Raw genomic sequence first — 16,407 nt, forward strand, 5'->3', positions numbered from 1 at the left:
AGACAATCTTCGGATCGTATCCGAGAATCGTGGAAATGTGGGGTCGGGACGAATTATCGGCAAGGTCTCGTTCGGATTACAATTCTGTCGTCTTCTAGGGAATCACTCGGGGCGACTACAATCTTGTCGCGAGAGATCCACAGCGACAATATTTCGGTCCGACCCCTTCCACTGAGGGAACCCGTGTTACTGCTCAAGAACGCCGACATCTACGCGCCTGCGCAGATCGGTCGTGGCGACATCCTCGTGGCGGGCGGACGCATCGTGCGCGTGGAGCCCGACATCCGAATCCCCGACGAGTACTGCGATGTGGTGGATGCGGGAGGATTCATCGCGGTGCCGGGCCTGATTGATGGGCACGTCCACGTGACGGGCGGCGGCGGGGAGGGCGGGTACGCGACTCGCACGCCTGAGATGCCGCTCTCCGATGCCGTGCGCGGAGGCGTGACGACGGTCGTCGGATGCCTCGGAACCGACGGCGTGACGCGCAGCCTCGCCGGGTTGCTCGCCAAGGCGAGGGGCCTCGAAGCGGAAGGCATCAGCACCTTCATCTACACGGGCCATTACGCCGTGCCGGTGTATACGCTGACGGGAAGTATCGAGCGCGATCTGCTGCTCGTCGACAAGATCATCGGCGTCGGCGAAGTGGCCCTGTCCGATCACCGATCCTCGCAGCCGACCTTTGATCAGTTCGCGCGCCTGGCCGCCGAGGCCCGCCGGGGCGGGATGCTCTCGGGCAAAGCGGGCATCGTCAACGTGCACATGGGGGACGGGCCGCGGGGTCTCGCGCTCATCCGGCGTGTGGTGGAGGAGACCGAGATTCCGATCAGGCAGTTTCTGCCCACCCACATCAACCGGAATCCGACCCTCTTCGAGGAGGGGATCGCGTATGCGAAGTCCGGCGGCCTGGTGGATCTGACCACGTCAACGGTTCCCGCGTTCCTTGCCGAGGGCGAGGTGAAGTGCAGCGCCGGCCTGCGCGCCATGATCGAGGCTGGCGTCGACGTCTCACATATCACGTTTACGTCGGATGGACAGGGCAGCCTGCCGGATTTCGACGCGCAGGGGCGGTTGCGGCGCCTCGAGATCGGGCGGGTGACGAGCCTGTTCGCCGAGGTTCGCGACGCCGTGCGCAGCGAGCGGGTCCCCCTCGAGATTGCGCTGCAGGTCGTGACCTCGACGCCGGCGCGCATCCTGAAACTCAGCGGGAAAGGGGCTCTGGCGGCAGGTGCTGACGCGGACATCGTCCTGCTCGATCCGGGCGATCTCGCGATCTGCGGCACGATCGCGAAGGGACGCTGGCTGATGCGGGACCGGCACGTGCTGGTGAAGGGGACGTTTGAATGGCCTGACGTATGACGACTGAGAGAACGCCGCTGTTCGCCCCCGCTGTTCGCCCGGCTGGTGATGCCTCACACGCTTGTGCTGGTGATGGTGCTGGTCATCCTGGTGGTCGCGGTCTCGTGGGTCGTCCCCTCCGGGGAGTACCAGCGCGTCAAGGTGCAGACGAGCGAGGGGACGCGAAACATCACCGTGGCGGGAACCTACCGCGAGGTGCCCAAGGTGTACCTCGGGCCGCAGATGGTGCTCGAATCGCCGATCAAGGGATTCATGGACGGCGCCCTGCTCATCTGCTTCCTGCTGGTGATTGGCGGCAGTTTCGCGATCTTCCAGGAGACGGGAGCCGTCGAATCAGGCATCCATCGGCTGACCGATGCCATCAGCGCCCGGCCGTATCTCGAGTGGATTCTGATTCCGCTGCTGATGACGATCTTCTCGCTGGGCGGCTCCGTGTTCGGCATGTCCGAAGAGGTCATTCCGTTTGTGATGATCTTCATCCCGCTGGCGCGCCGCCTCGGCTACGACTCGATCGTGGGCGTGTCGATCCCGTTCCTCGGCGCCGCTGCCGGCTTTGCGGCCGCCTTCTTCAATCCCTTCACGGTCGGCATCTCGCAGAGCATCGCGGGAATCCCGCTGTACTCCGGGCTCGGGTACCGTCTGGTGTCGTGGGTGATCGGCACCGCGGTGACGATTGCGTACGTCGTGTGGTACGCGCGGCGGGTCAAGCGGAATCCCGAACTGAGCCCGGTGCGTGATCTCGATCTCCAGCGCGAGGCTGTCGCTTCACACGGTGTGGCCGATGCCGGGTGGGATGCCAGGCATGTCGCCGCGCTGTCCCTCTTCGTCGCCTCGATGGTGCTGCTCGTCGTGGGCGTGCTCAAGTGGCAGTGGTACATCGACCAGATTGCCGTGCTGTTTCTCGGGATGGGGATCGTGATCGGACTGGTTGGCGGCCTCGGGCCAAGCCGGATTGCCCGCACCTTCGTCGCGGGCGCCAGGGACATGGTCGGCGTGGTCTTTATCGTCGCGTGCGCCCGTGCATTACTCGTCATCGCGCAGGAAGCGAAGATTCTCGACACGATGCTCTACGCGGCGTCCGGCACACTGTCGCTCCTGCCGGTCGGCGTGATCGCGCAGGTGATGTTCCTCATCCAGTGCGTGATCAATTTCTTCATCCACTCCGGCACGGCGCAGGCCGCCCTGACCATGCCCATCATGGCGCCGCTGGCGGATCTGGTTGGGATTACACGGCAGACGGCGGTCTATGCCTACCAGTTGTGCGAATTCATCAATCCGATCCTGCCGACCAGCGCTGTCACCATGGGCGTGCTCGGAGCGGGGAAGATTCCGTGGGAACGGTGGGCGAGATGGTTCTTCCCGCTGATGCTGATTCTGACCGTGCTGAGTTTTCTGCTGCTCATCCCCCCTGTGCTCCTGTTCCGCTGGGAGTAGAGGTCGTGACGATTCATCGACAAGGTCTCGTTCAGATTACAATTCTATGGTTCTGTCTGTTGGCGTGAGCGCCCGTTGCGATTCTGTAACGAGAAAAGCATGCCGACACTGATTCGTCCCGACCCCCTATCCGGAGGACGTATGGTACGGCTGGCTAGCGACCTCGACAGGCGTGATTTCATCCGCGTCGTGACATCAGGCATGGCGCTCCTGCCGGCCCTTGGCACCTCGGGGTTGGCGCAGGTGCTGGGACCTCGTCGCAGCCGGGTGGCGATCGTCAGGACCACCGATCGGAAACGGGGCGTGACCGACGTCCTCAAGTTGCTGAACCTGAAGGCCGTCAAGGGCAAGAAGGTCGTCATCAAGCCGAACTTCAATTCGGCCGATGACACGCCCGGATCGACGCACAACGACACGCTGTCCCAGCTCGTGACGGAACTGCACGCGCTGAACGCCCGCGGCGTGACGCTGGGCGAATCGAGCGGGCCTCCGCAGACCCAGGGCGTCATGGAGAAGAAGGGCACGTTCGATCTCGCCAAGCAGTTCCGCTTCGACATCGTGGACTACGAGCAGAACACCGAGAAGGACTGGGTGACGTTTCCGGCGGCCGGCTCCCACTGGTCCGAAGGGTTCACTCTGCCGCGCCTGATCGTCGATGCCGAGTACACGGTATCGACCTGCTGCCTCAAGACGCACGGGTCTGGCGGCGTGTTCAGCATGTCGCTCAAGCTCGCCGTCGGGCTGACGCCCAAGTCGATCCGGCGGGGCATGCATCGGTCGCCCGACATGCGTCGGATGATTGCCGAGCTCAACACCGGCTACAGACCGAACCTCATCGTGCTGGATGGCGTGGCCGCGTTCACCGACGGCGGACCCTCGCGAGGCGAGTTGAAGGCGGGCAACGTGATGATCGCCGGTGACGATCGCGTCGCGGTTGACGCGGTCGGCGTCGCGGTGCTCAAGTCGCTGGGGGCCAATCAGGCGATCATGGGCCGTAAGATCTTCGAGCAGGAACAGATCGCGCGTGCTGTCGACCTGAAACTCGGCGTGGCGAGTGCGGACGCGATTGACCTGGTGACGGGCGATGCCGACAGCAAGGCCATGGCCGACACCCTCAGGCCCATCCTCGCCGAGGGGTAGAGGGCGCCCGGGACGCGATGACGCCGTGTGTCGTGATCTGCAGCGTGGTGTTGACGGCCGCCTTGTGCCTCGTGCCGTCCGGCGGGCTTGTGCGCGACGGTGTCGCTCGACAGATGCAGATCACGGTGCCCTCGACCGCCGAGATCGAACGTGGACTTCTTGAGGCGCTCAATGCGGCGCGCGCCGCCAGGAATGTGCCGGCCGTTCGCGCGCTGCCGGAACTGACCGAACTGGCCCGTGCGCATAGCGCGGACATGGCCAGGCGCGATGTTCTGTCACACGAATCGGAGAGCGGGGCGTCCTTCTCTCAGCGGTTGATCAGCGCGGGGCTCACCTTCGTCATGAACGGCGAAAACGTGGGTCGAGGCAACACGTTCCTGGCCAGGCTCATTCACCAGTCCTTCATGGATAGTCCTCCCCATCGGGACAACATCCTCAATCCGGCGTTCGATGCGATCGGGATCGGCGTCGCGATCGGAAGACGTGGAATGTACTTCGTCACCGAGGATTTCATCAGGAGCCTCACGCCCGCCGCGCGTGCAGACGTCCGGGCCATGATGCTCGGTGCGCTCAACGAGGCGAGGGCCAAGGCACGCTTGGGCCCGGTCGTGCTGAGCGATGATCTCAACCGGACCGCCCGCGAACTGGTTGAAGCGAAAGCCGACGGGCGAGATGTGCCGGGGCTGCCTGCCGGCGCCACGCGCACCTCGACCCGTTTCATCACCGGCCCGGATCTCGATCAGCTGGCGGCGTCCATCCGTGAGCAGGAGGTCGCGGGCTTCGGCCAGGGCGGCATCGGCAGCGTCTTCATCCGCAGTCGCGAGTATCCCGCTGGCGCCTATATCGTCTGCATCCTCCTCATCTGGGACGGTTCGTAACGTCATGTTCTACGACTTCGCTGCATGGTTGCTTCGTCCCGTCGCGTGGTGGGGGAGACTTCGAGTCGATGGGCTCGAGTGTGTCCCGGAGGGCGGGCCCCTTCTGGTGGTGCCCAATCACGACAGCCAATGGGATCCGGTGGTGGTTGGGCTGGCGATCAAACCCAGACGCCGGCTGCGCTTCCTCGCGCGATCCAACCTCTGGCGCATCCCCGGCCTTGGATCGGCGCTGAATCTTTTGAGACAGCTTCCGGTCACCCGTGGCGCCGGAGATTCGGCTGCGCTGGATCGGGCTGTTGACGCGTTGTCGGCGGGTGAAGCGGTCGCGATTTTTCCGGAAGGCGGCCTGTCGCGGGGGGAACCGGTGCGGGCCCGCAGCGGCATCGGTGTGCTTGCGGCGAGGTGTCCTGAGGCGCAAGTCGTGTTGTGCGCGGTTGATGGCACGACCGACTACGTGCGCTGGCCCCGGCGGCCGCGCGTGAGAGTCCGATTAATGGCGCCGGCCGGGGGGCAACCGAGTCCCGGTGAGGACCCGACCGCCCTGGCTGCGCGGTTGCTCAAGCAGATACGGGATTGCGTTCCGGTTACGCCGGCTGGCCGGCGGGCGATTGTCGGCGGATCGCCGCGCACCCGGCGCGCCAGGGAGAAGGCACGGGCCGCGTCACGCAACGGTGACTAGCCGACGAGCAGCGCCCGGATGTACTCGCGGCGCATGCGCGCGATGTTCGAGATGGAGACGTCCTTCGGGCAGACGGCCTCACATTCGGCTTCGTTCGAACAGTTGCCGAACCCGATCTCGTCCATCAGCGCGACCATCGATCGCACGCGTGAGGCCCGCTCGGGATGCCCCTGCGGCAGCAGCGCCAGCTGGGAAATCTTGGCGCCGACAAACAGCGCCGCCGACGCGTTCTTGCAGGCCGCCACGCACGCCCCGCAGCCAATACAGGCCGCAGCGTCCATCGCCGTCTCGGCGTGATCGCGTTGCACCGGGATCGCGCTGGCATCCGCCGCGCCGCCCGTGCTGACCGACACGTAACCGCCGGCGGCAATCAGCCGGTCGAGCGCCCCCCGGTCCACCACCAGATCCTTCTGAACGGGGAAGGGCTTCGCGCGCCACGGCTCGATGGTGATGGTGTCGCCATTCTTGAACTTGCGCATGTGGAGCTGGCATACCGTCGACCCGCGATCGGGCCCGTGCGGAACGCCGTTGATGACGAGGCTGCACATGCCGCAGATGCCCTCGCGGCAATCATTGTCGAACACGATGGGCGGTTCGCTCTTCTTGATGAGGCCCTCGTTGACCACATCCAGCATCTCGAGAAACGACATGTCGGGCGAAACGTGCTCGGCCGTGTACGGGACCATGCGGCCAGGATTTGTGGCTGTGGGCTGGCGCCACACCAGCAGATGAAGGGTCATCGTGTCCATGGTCTACTTGTAGCTCCGCTGGCTTGGCTTCACATAATCGAACGACAATGGCTCGGTGTTGCGGATGGGCACGGCGCCCTCGCCGGCAAACTCCCACGCCGCCGCGTGCGCGAAGTGCTCATCGTCTCGCTGCGCTTCATTGTCAGGTGTCTGGTATTCCTCACGGAAGTGCCCGCCGCACGATTCGCGGCGTTCGAGCGCGTCGAGCGCAATCAGCTCGCCCAGTTCGAGGTAGTCCGCCACCCGTCCCGCGTATTCCAGAACCTGGCTGAACTCCTCGCCGCTCGACGGCACCGCCACCTCGCGCCAGAACTGCTCGCGCAGTTCGGGGATGGCCGCCAGGGCCTGTTTGAGGCCCGCGTCGTTGCGGCCCATGCCGACGTGATCCCACATCACCTTGCCCAGCGCTCGATGGATTTCGTGCGGCGTCTTCTCGCCCTTGACCGAAATCAGCCGCGCGAGCTTGGCCCGCACGGAGGATTCGGCCTCGCGAAACGCTTCGTGCTCGGTCGTGATCTTCGGAAGCGATGCGGTGGCCAGATAGTGCGGCAGCGTGGACGGCGCAACGAAGTAGCCGTCGGCCAGGCCCTGCATCAGTGCGCTCGCCCCCAACCGGTTCGCGCCATGATCGGAGAAATTCGCCTCGCCGAGCACGAACAATCCGGGAATCGTCGACATCAGGTCGTAGTCCACCCAGAGTCCACCCATCGTGTAGTGGACCGCCGGGTAGATCCGCATCGGCCTCTTATACGGATTCTCATCGGTGATCTTCTCGTACATCTGGAAGAGGTTGCCGTAACGCTCCCGGATGACGTCTTCGCCCAGCCGCTTGATGGAATCTGCGAAGTCGAGATAGACGGAGAGGCCCGTCTCGCCAGCGCCGCGGCCTTCGTCGCAGACCGCCTTGGACGCGCGCGAGGCCACGTCGCGCGGAACCAGGTTGCCGAAGGTGGGATACCGCCGCTCGAGGAAGTAGTCGCGCTCCTGTTCCGGGATCTCGATGGCGGGTCGCTTGTCGCCGGCCGTCTTCGGCACCCAGATGCGGCCGTCGTTGCGGAGGCTCTCGCTCATCAGTGTCAGCTTCGACTGATGGTCGCCGGACACCGGGATGCAGGTCGGATGGATCTGGGTGAAGCACGGATTCGCGAACAGGGCTCCCCGTTTGTACGCCCGCCAGATGGCCGTCGCGTTCGAATTGACGGCGTTCGTTGAGAGGTAATACGTGTTGGCGTACCCGCCGGTCGCCAGCAGCACCGCGTGCGCGTCGAACCGCTCGACCTTCCCCGTGATCAGGTTGCGGGCGATGATGCCACGCGCCCGGCCGTCAACCACCACCAGGTCCAGCATCTCGTACCGCGGGAACATCTTGACGGTGCCGGCCCCCACCTGCCGCATCATGGCCTGATAGGCGCCGATCAGCAGTTGCTGGCCGGTCTGGCCCCGCGCATAGAACGTGCGAGACACCTGCGCGCCCCCGAACGATCGGTTGTCGAGCTGCCCGCCGTACTCGCGCGCAAACGGCACGCCCTGCGCCACGCACTGATCGATGATGTTGTTGCTGACCTGCGCGAGCCGGTGGACGTTGGCCTCACGCGCGCGATAATCGCCGCCCTTCACCGTATCGTAGAACAGCCGCGTGATGCTGTCGCCGTCGTTCCGGTAGTTCTTCGCGGCGTTGATCCCGCCCTGCGCCGCGATGCTGTGCGCGCGCCGCGGGCTGTCCTGGATGCAGAAGCTGAGCACGTTGTAGCCCGCCTCGCCCAGCGTCGCCGCCGCCGCGCCGCCGGCCAGGCCGGTGCCCACGACAATGACCGTTAACTTGCGTCGGTTGGTTGGATTCACCAGCTTCGCGTCGAAACGGTACTTGTCCCATTTTTCCGGCAGCGGGCCAGACGGCGTTCGCGAGTCGAGCGTCCGTGTGCCTGCCGGGGCAATCTGCGGTCGGCCGCTCATGACCTGCTCCCCATGAAAAACAGCGCGAGAGGAAGGGACACGAAGCCGGCGCCAATGACGATGGCGAGGACTTTACCGACCTTCAACACGCGCGGCGTGAGATGTGGATGATTGAGGCCCAGCGATTCGAAGGCGCTCGAGAACCCGTGCCACAGATGAAAGCCCGTCACGCCCACGCAGGGCACGTAGAAGGCCACCCAGAGCGGGTTGCCGAACACGTCGCGCACAAGCCGATAGAGGTCGCGGCCCTCGACACCGTGAATGCTCGTCGTGTACCACGCGCCATACTTCATCGTGGCGATGTGAATGGCCAGGAACACGAACATCACGGACCCGGTCCAGATCATCGTGGTCGAGGCCAGCGACTTGCGGCTCTTGCCCCGGGCCCAGGTCTTCGACTGGTACGGGATCGGCCGCGCATCGCGGTTGGTCCACCAGAGCGTCACCGTTTCCAGCACGTGAATCACGAAGATCAACGTGAGGCCGACTTCGGCCGGAATGACAAACGGATTCGTGATGAGCGCGTGAGAGTACGCGTTGAACTTCGCCGGCCCGATGTAGAGCAGGATGTTCCCGGCCAGGTGCACGCACAGGAACCCCACCAGACTCAGGCCGGTCAACGCGATGAGAATCTTCGTAGCGATGGTCGAGAATAACGATGACGGGCGCGATGCCATTGAGCGACTCCAGCCTGGAACCAAGGCGTCCAGGACGCGAGGACTGCGGACTCGTTAGGGGACCGAGCGTCGAGTCCGACCTGAGATTGTATGTGGACGGCTCGAATCAAGCAACCCTTCTTCCTTCTCGCGCCTCCCCGCGCGGTCCCTTGGCACGCCCGATCGGCGGCCCTGGCCCGCCACAGCTCTTCGGCAGACTCACGCCGAAGAGCGACGGCGGCTTGACCTTCTTCGCTCAGCCCGCTAGCATCCTCGGTGAGCTTGGTCCCCAAGCGTCGAAGCGAAGTGGACGACGGGCCCCTTCGCTGGTGCGGCGTCACCTTTCCCTGAGGGCCCGTCACATCCCGGGAATCCCGTGAAAATTCACGAATACCAGGCAAAGGCGGTGCTCGCCCGCTACGGCGTGCCAGTGCCGCGTGGCGAGGTCGCCTACAACGCCGACGAAGCCGTCGCCATCGCACAGCGGCTCGGGCTGCCCGTGGTCGTCAAGGCACAGATCCACGCCGGCGGCCGCGGCAAGGGCGGCGGCGTCAAGGTCGCCAGGACGATGGGTGAGGTCGAGCGGTTCGCCGCGGCGATGATCGGCATGAAGCTCGTCACGCACCAGACCGGCCCCGAGGGCAAGGTGGTGCAACGCGTGCTCATCGAACAGGGGCTGCAGATCGCGCGCGAGCTGTATCTCGGACTCGTGCTCGACCGCGCCGCCGGCCGTCCGGTGGTGATGGCCAGTTCGGCCGGCGGCATGGAGATCGAGAAAGTGGCGGCCGAGACGCCCGAACTCATCTTCAAGGAGTACATCCATCCGACGGCCGGCTTCGAGGCGTTCCAGGCCAAGAAGCTCGCCTTCGCGCTCGGTCTCGAAGGCCAGGCGGTGGCGCAGGCCGGCAAGGTGATCGCGGCGCTCTACGAAGCCTTCAAGGCGACCGACGCGTCTCTGATCGAGATCAATCCGCTGATTGTCACGGCCGAGGGCGGCCTGCTCGCGCTCGACGCCAAAATGAACTTCGACGACAACGCACTCTATCGGCATCCCGAGCTGCGCGAGCTGCGTGACCCGAGCGAGGAAGATCCGCTGGAGATCGAAGCCTCGAAGTTCTCGCTCAACTACATCCGGCTCGACGGCACGATCGGATGCATGGTCAACGGCGCCGGTCTGGCGATGGCCACGATGGACATCATCAAGCTGGCGGGCGGCGAGCCGGCCAACTTCCTCGACGTGGGCGGCGGCGCCACGGCGGAGCAGATCCGGAATGCGTTCAAGATCCTGATGTCAGACGCCAATGTAAAGGCCGTCTTCATCAACATCTTCGGTGGCATCCTGCGCTGCGATGTGCTCGCGGAGGGGGTCATTGCGGCGGTCAAGGAACTGTCGGTCAACGTGCCCATCGTCATCCGCATGGAAGGCACCAACGTCGACACCGGCAAGAAGATGCTTCGCGAGAGCGGGCTCAATTTTACGACCGCCGACGCCATGGACGAAGGCGCCAGCAAAGTCGTCGCGCTCGCGCGCGGGTGAGGGGGAACAATGGCAGTCCTGATTGATACATCGACGCGCCTGCTCGTGCAGGGCCTCACCGGACGTGAGGGGACCTTCCACGCGAAGCAGGCGGCGCAGTACGGAACCACCGTCGTCGGCGGCGTGACACCGGGCAAGGGCGGCACCACGCACGAAGGCTGGCCGATTTTCAACACCGTGGCGGAGGCCGTCGCCAAGACCGGCGCCAACGCCAGCGTGATTTTCGTGCCGCCGCCGTATTCGGCGGATGCGATTCTCGAGTGCGCCGACGCCGGCATCGCGCTGGTCGTGTGCATCACTGAAGGCATCCCGACGCTCGACATGATGCGCGTGATGGCGGTGCTCAAGGAGAAGCCCACGCGGCTCATCGGGCCGAACTGCCCTGGGCTGATTTCGCCCGGCAAGGCCAAGGCGGGGATCATTCCTGGCCAGATCTGCCAGGAGGGCCGGATTGGCATCGTCTCGCGCAGCGGGACGCTGACCTACGAGGCGATCCACCAGTTGACGCGCCTCAAGCTCGGGCAGACCACCTGCGTCGGCATCGGCGGCGATCCGTTGATCGGCACGAACTTCATCGATGCGCTGACGCTGTTCCAGGCCGACAAGGAGACCGAAGGCATCGTGATGATCGGCGAAATCGGCGGCACGGCCGAAGAGGAAGCCGCCTCATTCATCAAGAAGCACGTGACCAAGCCGGTTGTCAGTTTCATCTGTGGCCAGACCGCGCCCCCGGGACGCCGCATGGGCCACGCCGGCGCCATCATCGCGGGCGGCAAGGGCACGGCGGCGGAGAAGATGGCCGCGCTCACCGCCGCGGGCGTGCGCGTTGTGCAGAGTCCGGCCGACATCGGCCAGGCGATGGTGGCGTCGCTGAAGTAGGGGCCGACCCCCGTGTCGGCCCGTCCTGAGACACCACGGCACGGCACGCCGTGCCCTGCGGAGACATGGCGTAGGGGCGACCCCCAGTGGTCGCCCCTCGTTGTTCGGGCGAACCCCGGCGTCCGGCCGGGCCTCGAGCGAGTAATAAACATGAGGCGACTTGGCCGACTGCTGACGTGCTGCCTGTTGGTCGGGGGCGTTGTCGGAACCGCGGCGGCGCAGACAGCGTCCGACCGCGCCAGCGTCCTCGCGCCGAAGGTCGAGGTGACGCCGTATGTTGGCGGCGCGCGGCACTCGCTGGCCGGCACGTTTCTCGGCGTGACGCCCGATCGCAATCACCTGTTCCTCGGCGTCCACATCTCCGTGAACGTCGTGCGCGGGCCGCGCTGGACGTTGGGCTACGCGCCAGAGATCGTGCCGCTGCTGCTCATCTCGAACAATCCGAAATACCAGACCGTCACGTTCAGCAACGGACAGACCGCGATGATGGAGACGGGCCGCGGCCCGGTCGCCGGCGTGGGGATCTCGCCGATCGGGCTGGAATCACAACTGCGCGTCGGGTCACGCTGGCGTCTGTTTGCCGCCGGGGCCGGGGGCTGTGTGTGGTTCACACGCAACGTGCCCGTGGCCGAGTCGCGGAGGTTCAACTTCACGTTCGAGCTCGGCGGCGGCGCGATCTGGTCGTACAGTTCGCGCTGGTCACTGCGCATGGGCTGCAAGTTCCATCACCTGTCGAACGCGTATACGGCGCCCGCCAATCCGGGCATCGACGGCGTCGTGTTCTTCGCGGGGTTCTCGCGCGCGATATAATCGTCACGTGGGCAGGCGTCTTGAACAACGGCGAGCACCGAAACGGCATTCCAGTCCGGCCTCGCGCCTGGACGAGGCCGAGAGGCTGTTCGCTGATTTTCGCGCCCTGACGCCGTACCGGTTCAAGCCGTTTACGAAGTCGTTCGCCACCTTCGCTCAATACGATCGGTGGAGACGTGCGCAAACCAACCCCTGGTACCGATAACCGCGTCCTCCGTGTGTGTCGGCTCCTGAATCGCCATCGCGCCCGCTATCTACTGGTGGGTGGCGTGGCTGCCAACCTGCACGGTTCCGTGCGCGCCACCCGAGACGTCGACATCCTCGTCCCGCGGGACGAACCGAACATGTCGCGCGTGCTCGCCGCGCTTGGAGAACTGCCGTACGGGGTCGCCGGCGAACTCGAGTCGTCGGAAATGGTCCAGAAGGCTATTACCATCGTGGGCGACGACCCGCGAGTGGACGTTCTGACGATCGCGTGGTCTGTCACGTTCGAGAAGGCCTGGCCCGGGCGGGTCGTGAGGCGCATACAGGGCATACGAGTGTCCTACCTGGGGCGGCCGGACCTGATCGCATCAAAGCAGACGGGTCGGCCGAGCGATCAGGCGGACATCGAGCAGTTGGCCGCAACCAGGACGACAGCGGTTCGTCGTCGGCGCGCTTGAGCAGGAACTTATGCATGTCGCCTGAATCTGCGATCCAGGAAACACCCGCCGCGGCGGCCGCCCAGGAGATGGTGAACGACTTCAGCATCCAGGTCGCCACCGTTAACGGATCGGGCAGTCAGACGGCCAATCTGGTGCTCGTCCGGTCGCTCTTCCAGATGGGCATTCCGGTGTCGGGGAAGAACCTGTTTCCGTCGAACATCGCGGGGTTGCCGACCTGGTACACCATCCGCGCGAACCGACGCGGCTATGTCGCGCGCAAGAAGGAAATCGATCTTCTGGTTGCGATGAACCCGGAGACCGCGAAGGAGGACGTGCTGGCGTTGAGCGCAGGCGCGGTCGTGATCTACGACGAGCCGCTGAAGCTGCAGGACCTGCGCGGCGACCTGATCTTCTATCCTGTGCCGTTCGACAAACTCGTCGCTCCAGTGTGCCCGGACGCGAAGCTGCGGCGCCTGGTTCGTAACGTGATCTACGATGGCGTTCTGTCGAAGCTGCTTGGCATCGAGATGAGCGAGCTGGAAGCCGCGCTCGGGAAGCAGCTCGGCAAGAAGTCCAAGGCGGTCGCGCTCAACCAGGCGGCTCTCAAGGCGGGGTACGACTTCGCCGACACGAATCTGCCGAAGCGCGATCGATTCCGCGCCGAGCGGATGAACGCCACACAAGGGAAGATCCTTATCGAAGGCAACGCCGCGGTGGCGATTGGCGCCATGATGGCGGGCGTGACGGTGGTCACCTGGTACCCGATCACACCGTCCTCCACGGTCTGCGAGACGCTCATCGAGTACATGAAGCAGTACCGGCTGGACAAGGCCTCCGGGAAGGCGACGTTTGCCATCGTGCAGGCCGAAGACGAGCTGGCGTCCATCGGCATGGCGCTTGGTGCGGGCTGGGCAGGCGCGCGGTCGATGACGGCGACCTCCGGACCGGGCATCTCGTTGATGGCCGAACTGACCGGCCTCGGCTACTACAGCGAGGTGCCAGCGGTCATCATCGACGTTCAGCGCCTCGGTCCATCCACCGGACTGCCGACCCGCACGGCACAGGGCGACATCCTCTCGACCGCCGTGCTGTCGCACGGCGACACGCGGCACATCATGCTCATCCCGAATTCGGTCGACGAGTGCTATAAGCTGACGATGGCCGCGTTTGATCTGGCGGAACGGTTCCAGACGCCGGTCTTCGTGATGAGCGATCTCGATCTCGGGATGAACACCTGGGTGGCCGACGTACTCCAGTACCCGGACAAACCACTCAACCGCGGCAAACGCCTGGATGCCGGGACGTTGGCACGCCTGGGGGAATGGGGCCGGTACGTGGATGTGGACGGCGACGGGATTGCGTATCGCTCCGTGCCCGGCGACGGCATGCCGACCTATTTCAACCGCGGCTCGGGTCATAACAGCCGAGGGCAGTACAGCGAGCGCGCCGACGACTACACGAATACCGTGGACCGACTTGCCCGCAAGTTCGAGACTGCGCGGCAGTGGGTGCCGGCGGAGACGGTGGACGTGGAGCCAGAGGCCAGGATCGCGGTGATCGCCTATGGTTCGACCCACTGGGCGGTCGAGGAAGCGCGCGACCAACTCCGTCAGGAAGCGGGGGTGAAGACGTCGTACCTGCGCCTCCGGGCGTATCCCTTCACCGCAGAGGTCGGACGCTTCATCGATGGCCACGCGCGGGTGTACGTCGTCGAACAGAACCGCGATGCGCAGATGCTCGGCTTGTTGAAGCTCGATCTGACGGCGGAGCAGGTGGGTAGGCTGCGCAGCGTGCGCTATTACACCGGCTTGCCGATCGACGCGCGGTCCGTGTCGGATGCCGTTCTCGCGCAGGAACGGGAATAGCCAGGTACTCGATCATGGCGACAGAAACGCCGGCGGCGCAGACTCCGGGCAAGAAGGTCAACCGCATCCGTCTCGATGTTCAGGCGTATCGCGGAGGCAAGAGCACGCTCTGCGCCGGCTGCGGCCACAACGCCATCTCCGAGCGGATCGTCGAAGCCTGCTTCGAGATGGACGTCGACCCGCAACGCGTGATCAAGCTCTCCGGGATTGGCTGTTCAAGCAAGAGCCCGGCGTACTTCCTCGGCGCCGCGCACGGGTTCAACGCCGTGCACGGGCGCATGGCGGCCGTGGCGACGGGAGCCGTGCTCGCCAACCAGCACCTGGTGGCGATCGGCGTCAGCGGCGACGGCGACACCGGCGCCATCGGGGCGGGCCACTTCGTCCACCTGATGCGCCGCAATGTCCCGATGATCTACATCGTCGAGAACAACGGCTGCTACGGCTTGACGAAGGGACAGATGTCACCGACGGCCGACCTCGGATCGAAACTCAAGAACGGGGTCGTCAGCGATTTGCCGCCGATTGACTTGTGTGCGCTGGCGATTCAACTCGGGGCGAGCTTTGTGGCGCGGTCGTTTTCCGGCGACAAGAGGCAGCTCGCCTCGCTTCTGAAGGCGGCGATGGCCCACCGCGGAACCGTGTTGCTCGACGTCATCTCTCCCTGCGTGACCTTCAACGACCACGAAGGATCGACCAAGAGTTACGCGTACGTGAAGGCACACGACGATCCGCTCGGCGAGGTGCTCTTCGTGCCGTACTTCGACGATATCGTGGTGGACTACGAGCCGGGCACGACCGAGGTCGTGACGCTGCACGACGGGTCGCGCGTCTACCTGAAGAAGATCGCGGACGGCTACAACCCGAAGGACAAGCTGGCGGCGCTGGCTTTGCTCGACGAAACGGCGCGGAAGGGCGAATTCGCGACAGGCCTGCTCTATGTCGACCCCGACCGCACGAGTTTCACGGACCTGCTGAATCTGGTCGATACACCGCTCTCCTTGCTGCCAGAAGATGTGTTGCGACCGTCGAGGGAAGCTCTCGACCAGATCATGGAGCGGCTGCGGTAGTTGGTATAATCGAAGGAATATGGAACGAACATTTGCCATCATCAAACCCGATGCCGTCGAGCGGAAGCTCGCCGGTAAGATCATTCAGCGCATTGAAGAAGCGGGTTTTCGCATTCGGGGATTGCGCCAGGTCAGCCTCACCAAGCGACAGGCGGAGGGGTTCTACGCCGTCCACCGCGAGCGTCCGTTCTTCGGGAGCGTGACTGACTTCATGTCGTCAGGGCCGGTCATTGTGATGCTGTTGGAAGCCGATGGCGCCATCAGGAAATGGCGCGACCTGATGGGCGCGACCGATCCGGCCAAGGCAGCGCCCGGCACGCTGCGCGCAGAGTTCGGCAGCAGCATCCAGTGCAATGCGACCCACGGGTCTGACGCCGCTGAGACCGCCGCATTCGAGTCGGGCTATTTCTTCGCAGGCGTCGAGACGATTTGAACCCGGAGACCGATCGAGTCGGTGACCGTGCATCTTGTAGGGGCACGGCATGCCGTGCCCCCGGCGATCCCGGGTTGCTCGTCGGAGCGGGTGAATTCCGGAACAGCAGAGGGCCACGCAATGGCGGTGGGACGGCTGCTGGTGTTTTTCGGCCTGCTGGTGACGGCCGCCGGGCTGCTCGTGTGGTTCGGTGTGCCCATCGGCCGGTTGCCGGGGGACATCCTCGTGCGGCGCGGCGGCGTCTCGTTCTACGTCCCGGTCACGACGTCGATCATCGTGAGTGTCGTCCTGACGGTGGTGTGGGCGCTGTTTCGGCGGTAACCC

General features: G+C 64.9%; 16 protein-coding genes. 13 read left to right on the forward strand and 3 right to left on the reverse strand.

What is annotated here, in order from left to right:
- Positions 1 to 183 precede the first annotated feature (183 nt).
- From iadA to NTV05_07255, 5 genes are all read left to right on the forward strand, one after another.
- A complete protein-coding gene (iadA, locus tag NTV05_07235; protein ID MCX6544195.1) occupies positions 184 to 1,359 on the forward strand; it encodes a beta-aspartyl-peptidase in 1,176 nt (391 codons plus the stop codon).
- 48 nt (positions 1,360 to 1,407) lie between these two features.
- Complete coding sequence (locus NTV05_07240; protein ID MCX6544196.1) at positions 1,408 to 2,793, forward strand: hypothetical protein; 1,386 nt, start codon at positions 1,408 to 1,410, stop codon at positions 2,791 to 2,793.
- Between the two features lie 141 nt (positions 2,794 to 2,934).
- A complete protein-coding gene (locus NTV05_07245) occupies positions 2,935 to 3,933 on the forward strand; it encodes a DUF362 domain-containing protein (GenBank protein MCX6544197.1) in 999 nt (332 codons plus the stop codon).
- 17 nt (positions 3,934 to 3,950) lie between these two features.
- The gene (locus tag NTV05_07250; protein MCX6544198.1) at positions 3,951 to 4,811 is read left to right on the forward strand and encodes a CAP domain-containing protein; all 861 of its coding nucleotides are present in this window, start codon (positions 3,951 to 3,953) and stop codon (positions 4,809 to 4,811) included.
- A gap of 4 nt (positions 4,812 to 4,815) precedes the next feature.
- On the forward strand, positions 4,816 to 5,490 hold the full coding sequence (locus NTV05_07255; GenBank protein ID MCX6544199.1) for a lysophospholipid acyltransferase family protein: 675 nt from the start codon (positions 4,816 to 4,818) through the stop codon (positions 5,488 to 5,490).
- On the opposite strand, the gene NTV05_07260 is transcribed toward NTV05_07255, so the two are convergent.
- From NTV05_07260 to NTV05_07270, 3 genes are read right to left on the reverse strand one after another with little or no spacing between them, the layout of a single operon-like run.
- Positions 5,487 to 6,239: a succinate dehydrogenase/fumarate reductase iron-sulfur subunit gene (locus NTV05_07260; GenBank protein MCX6544200.1), complete on the reverse strand. Its 753-nt coding sequence runs from the start codon at positions 6,237 to 6,239 to the stop codon at positions 5,487 to 5,489. The two genes, NTV05_07255 and NTV05_07260, sit on opposite strands and share 4 nt — an antisense overlap.
- 3 nt (positions 6,240 to 6,242) lie before the next feature.
- The gene (locus tag NTV05_07265) at positions 6,243 to 8,192 is read right to left on the reverse strand and encodes a fumarate reductase/succinate dehydrogenase flavoprotein subunit (GenBank protein MCX6544201.1); all 1,950 of its coding nucleotides are present in this window, start codon (positions 8,190 to 8,192) and stop codon (positions 6,243 to 6,245) included.
- Positions 8,189 to 8,869 carry a succinate dehydrogenase cytochrome b subunit gene (locus NTV05_07270; GenBank protein ID MCX6544202.1) on the reverse strand — a complete coding sequence of 227 codons (681 nt, stop codon included), beginning with the start codon at positions 8,867 to 8,869 and terminating at the stop codon, positions 8,189 to 8,191. The genes NTV05_07265 and NTV05_07270 overlap by 4 nt, the downstream gene beginning before the upstream one ends.
- Positions 8,870 to 9,224: 355 nt before the next feature.
- Between NTV05_07270 and sucC the strand changes: the two genes are divergently transcribed.
- The 8 genes from sucC to NTV05_07310 all read left to right on the forward strand — a co-directional run bounded on the left by sucC (position 9,225) and on the right by NTV05_07310 (position 16,404).
- Positions 9,225 to 10,385, forward strand: a complete 1,161-nt coding sequence (gene sucC, locus NTV05_07275; GenBank protein ID MCX6544203.1) for an ADP-forming succinate--CoA ligase subunit beta — start codon at positions 9,225 to 9,227, stop codon at positions 10,383 to 10,385.
- A gap of 9 nt (positions 10,386 to 10,394) precedes the next feature.
- On the forward strand, positions 10,395 to 11,264 hold the full coding sequence (gene sucD / locus NTV05_07280) for a succinate--CoA ligase subunit alpha (GenBank protein MCX6544204.1): 870 nt from the start codon (positions 10,395 to 10,397) through the stop codon (positions 11,262 to 11,264).
- A gap of 150 nt (positions 11,265 to 11,414) precedes the next feature.
- Entirely contained in the window at positions 11,415 to 12,074 is a 660-nt protein-coding gene (locus tag NTV05_07285; GenBank protein ID MCX6544205.1) for an acyloxyacyl hydrolase, read from the forward strand.
- Positions 12,075 to 12,250: 176 nt separating this feature from the next.
- The gene (locus tag NTV05_07290; protein ID MCX6544206.1) at positions 12,251 to 12,736 is read left to right on the forward strand and encodes a hypothetical protein; all 486 of its coding nucleotides are present in this window, start codon (positions 12,251 to 12,253) and stop codon (positions 12,734 to 12,736) included.
- A gap of 14 nt (positions 12,737 to 12,750) precedes the next feature.
- Complete coding sequence (locus NTV05_07295; GenBank protein ID MCX6544207.1) at positions 12,751 to 14,583, forward strand: 2-oxoacid:acceptor oxidoreductase subunit alpha; 1,833 nt, start codon at positions 12,751 to 12,753, stop codon at positions 14,581 to 14,583.
- 14 nt (positions 14,584 to 14,597) lie between these two features.
- Entirely contained in the window at positions 14,598 to 15,650 is a 1,053-nt protein-coding gene (locus NTV05_07300) for a 2-oxoacid:ferredoxin oxidoreductase subunit beta (GenBank protein MCX6544208.1), read from the forward strand.
- Positions 15,651 to 15,669: 19 nt separating this feature from the next.
- Entirely contained in the window at positions 15,670 to 16,083 is a 414-nt protein-coding gene (ndk, locus tag NTV05_07305; protein MCX6544209.1) for a nucleoside-diphosphate kinase, read from the forward strand.
- A gap of 120 nt (positions 16,084 to 16,203) precedes the next feature.
- The gene (locus tag NTV05_07310; GenBank protein MCX6544210.1) at positions 16,204 to 16,404 is read left to right on the forward strand and encodes a DUF2905 domain-containing protein; all 201 of its coding nucleotides are present in this window, start codon (positions 16,204 to 16,206) and stop codon (positions 16,402 to 16,404) included.
- Positions 16,405 to 16,407 lie beyond the last annotated feature (3 nt).

It is taken from the genome of Acidobacteriota bacterium, from assembly GCA_026393755.1.
Lineage (GTDB): Bacteria > Acidobacteriota > Vicinamibacteria > Vicinamibacterales > JAKQTR01 > JBAXOX01.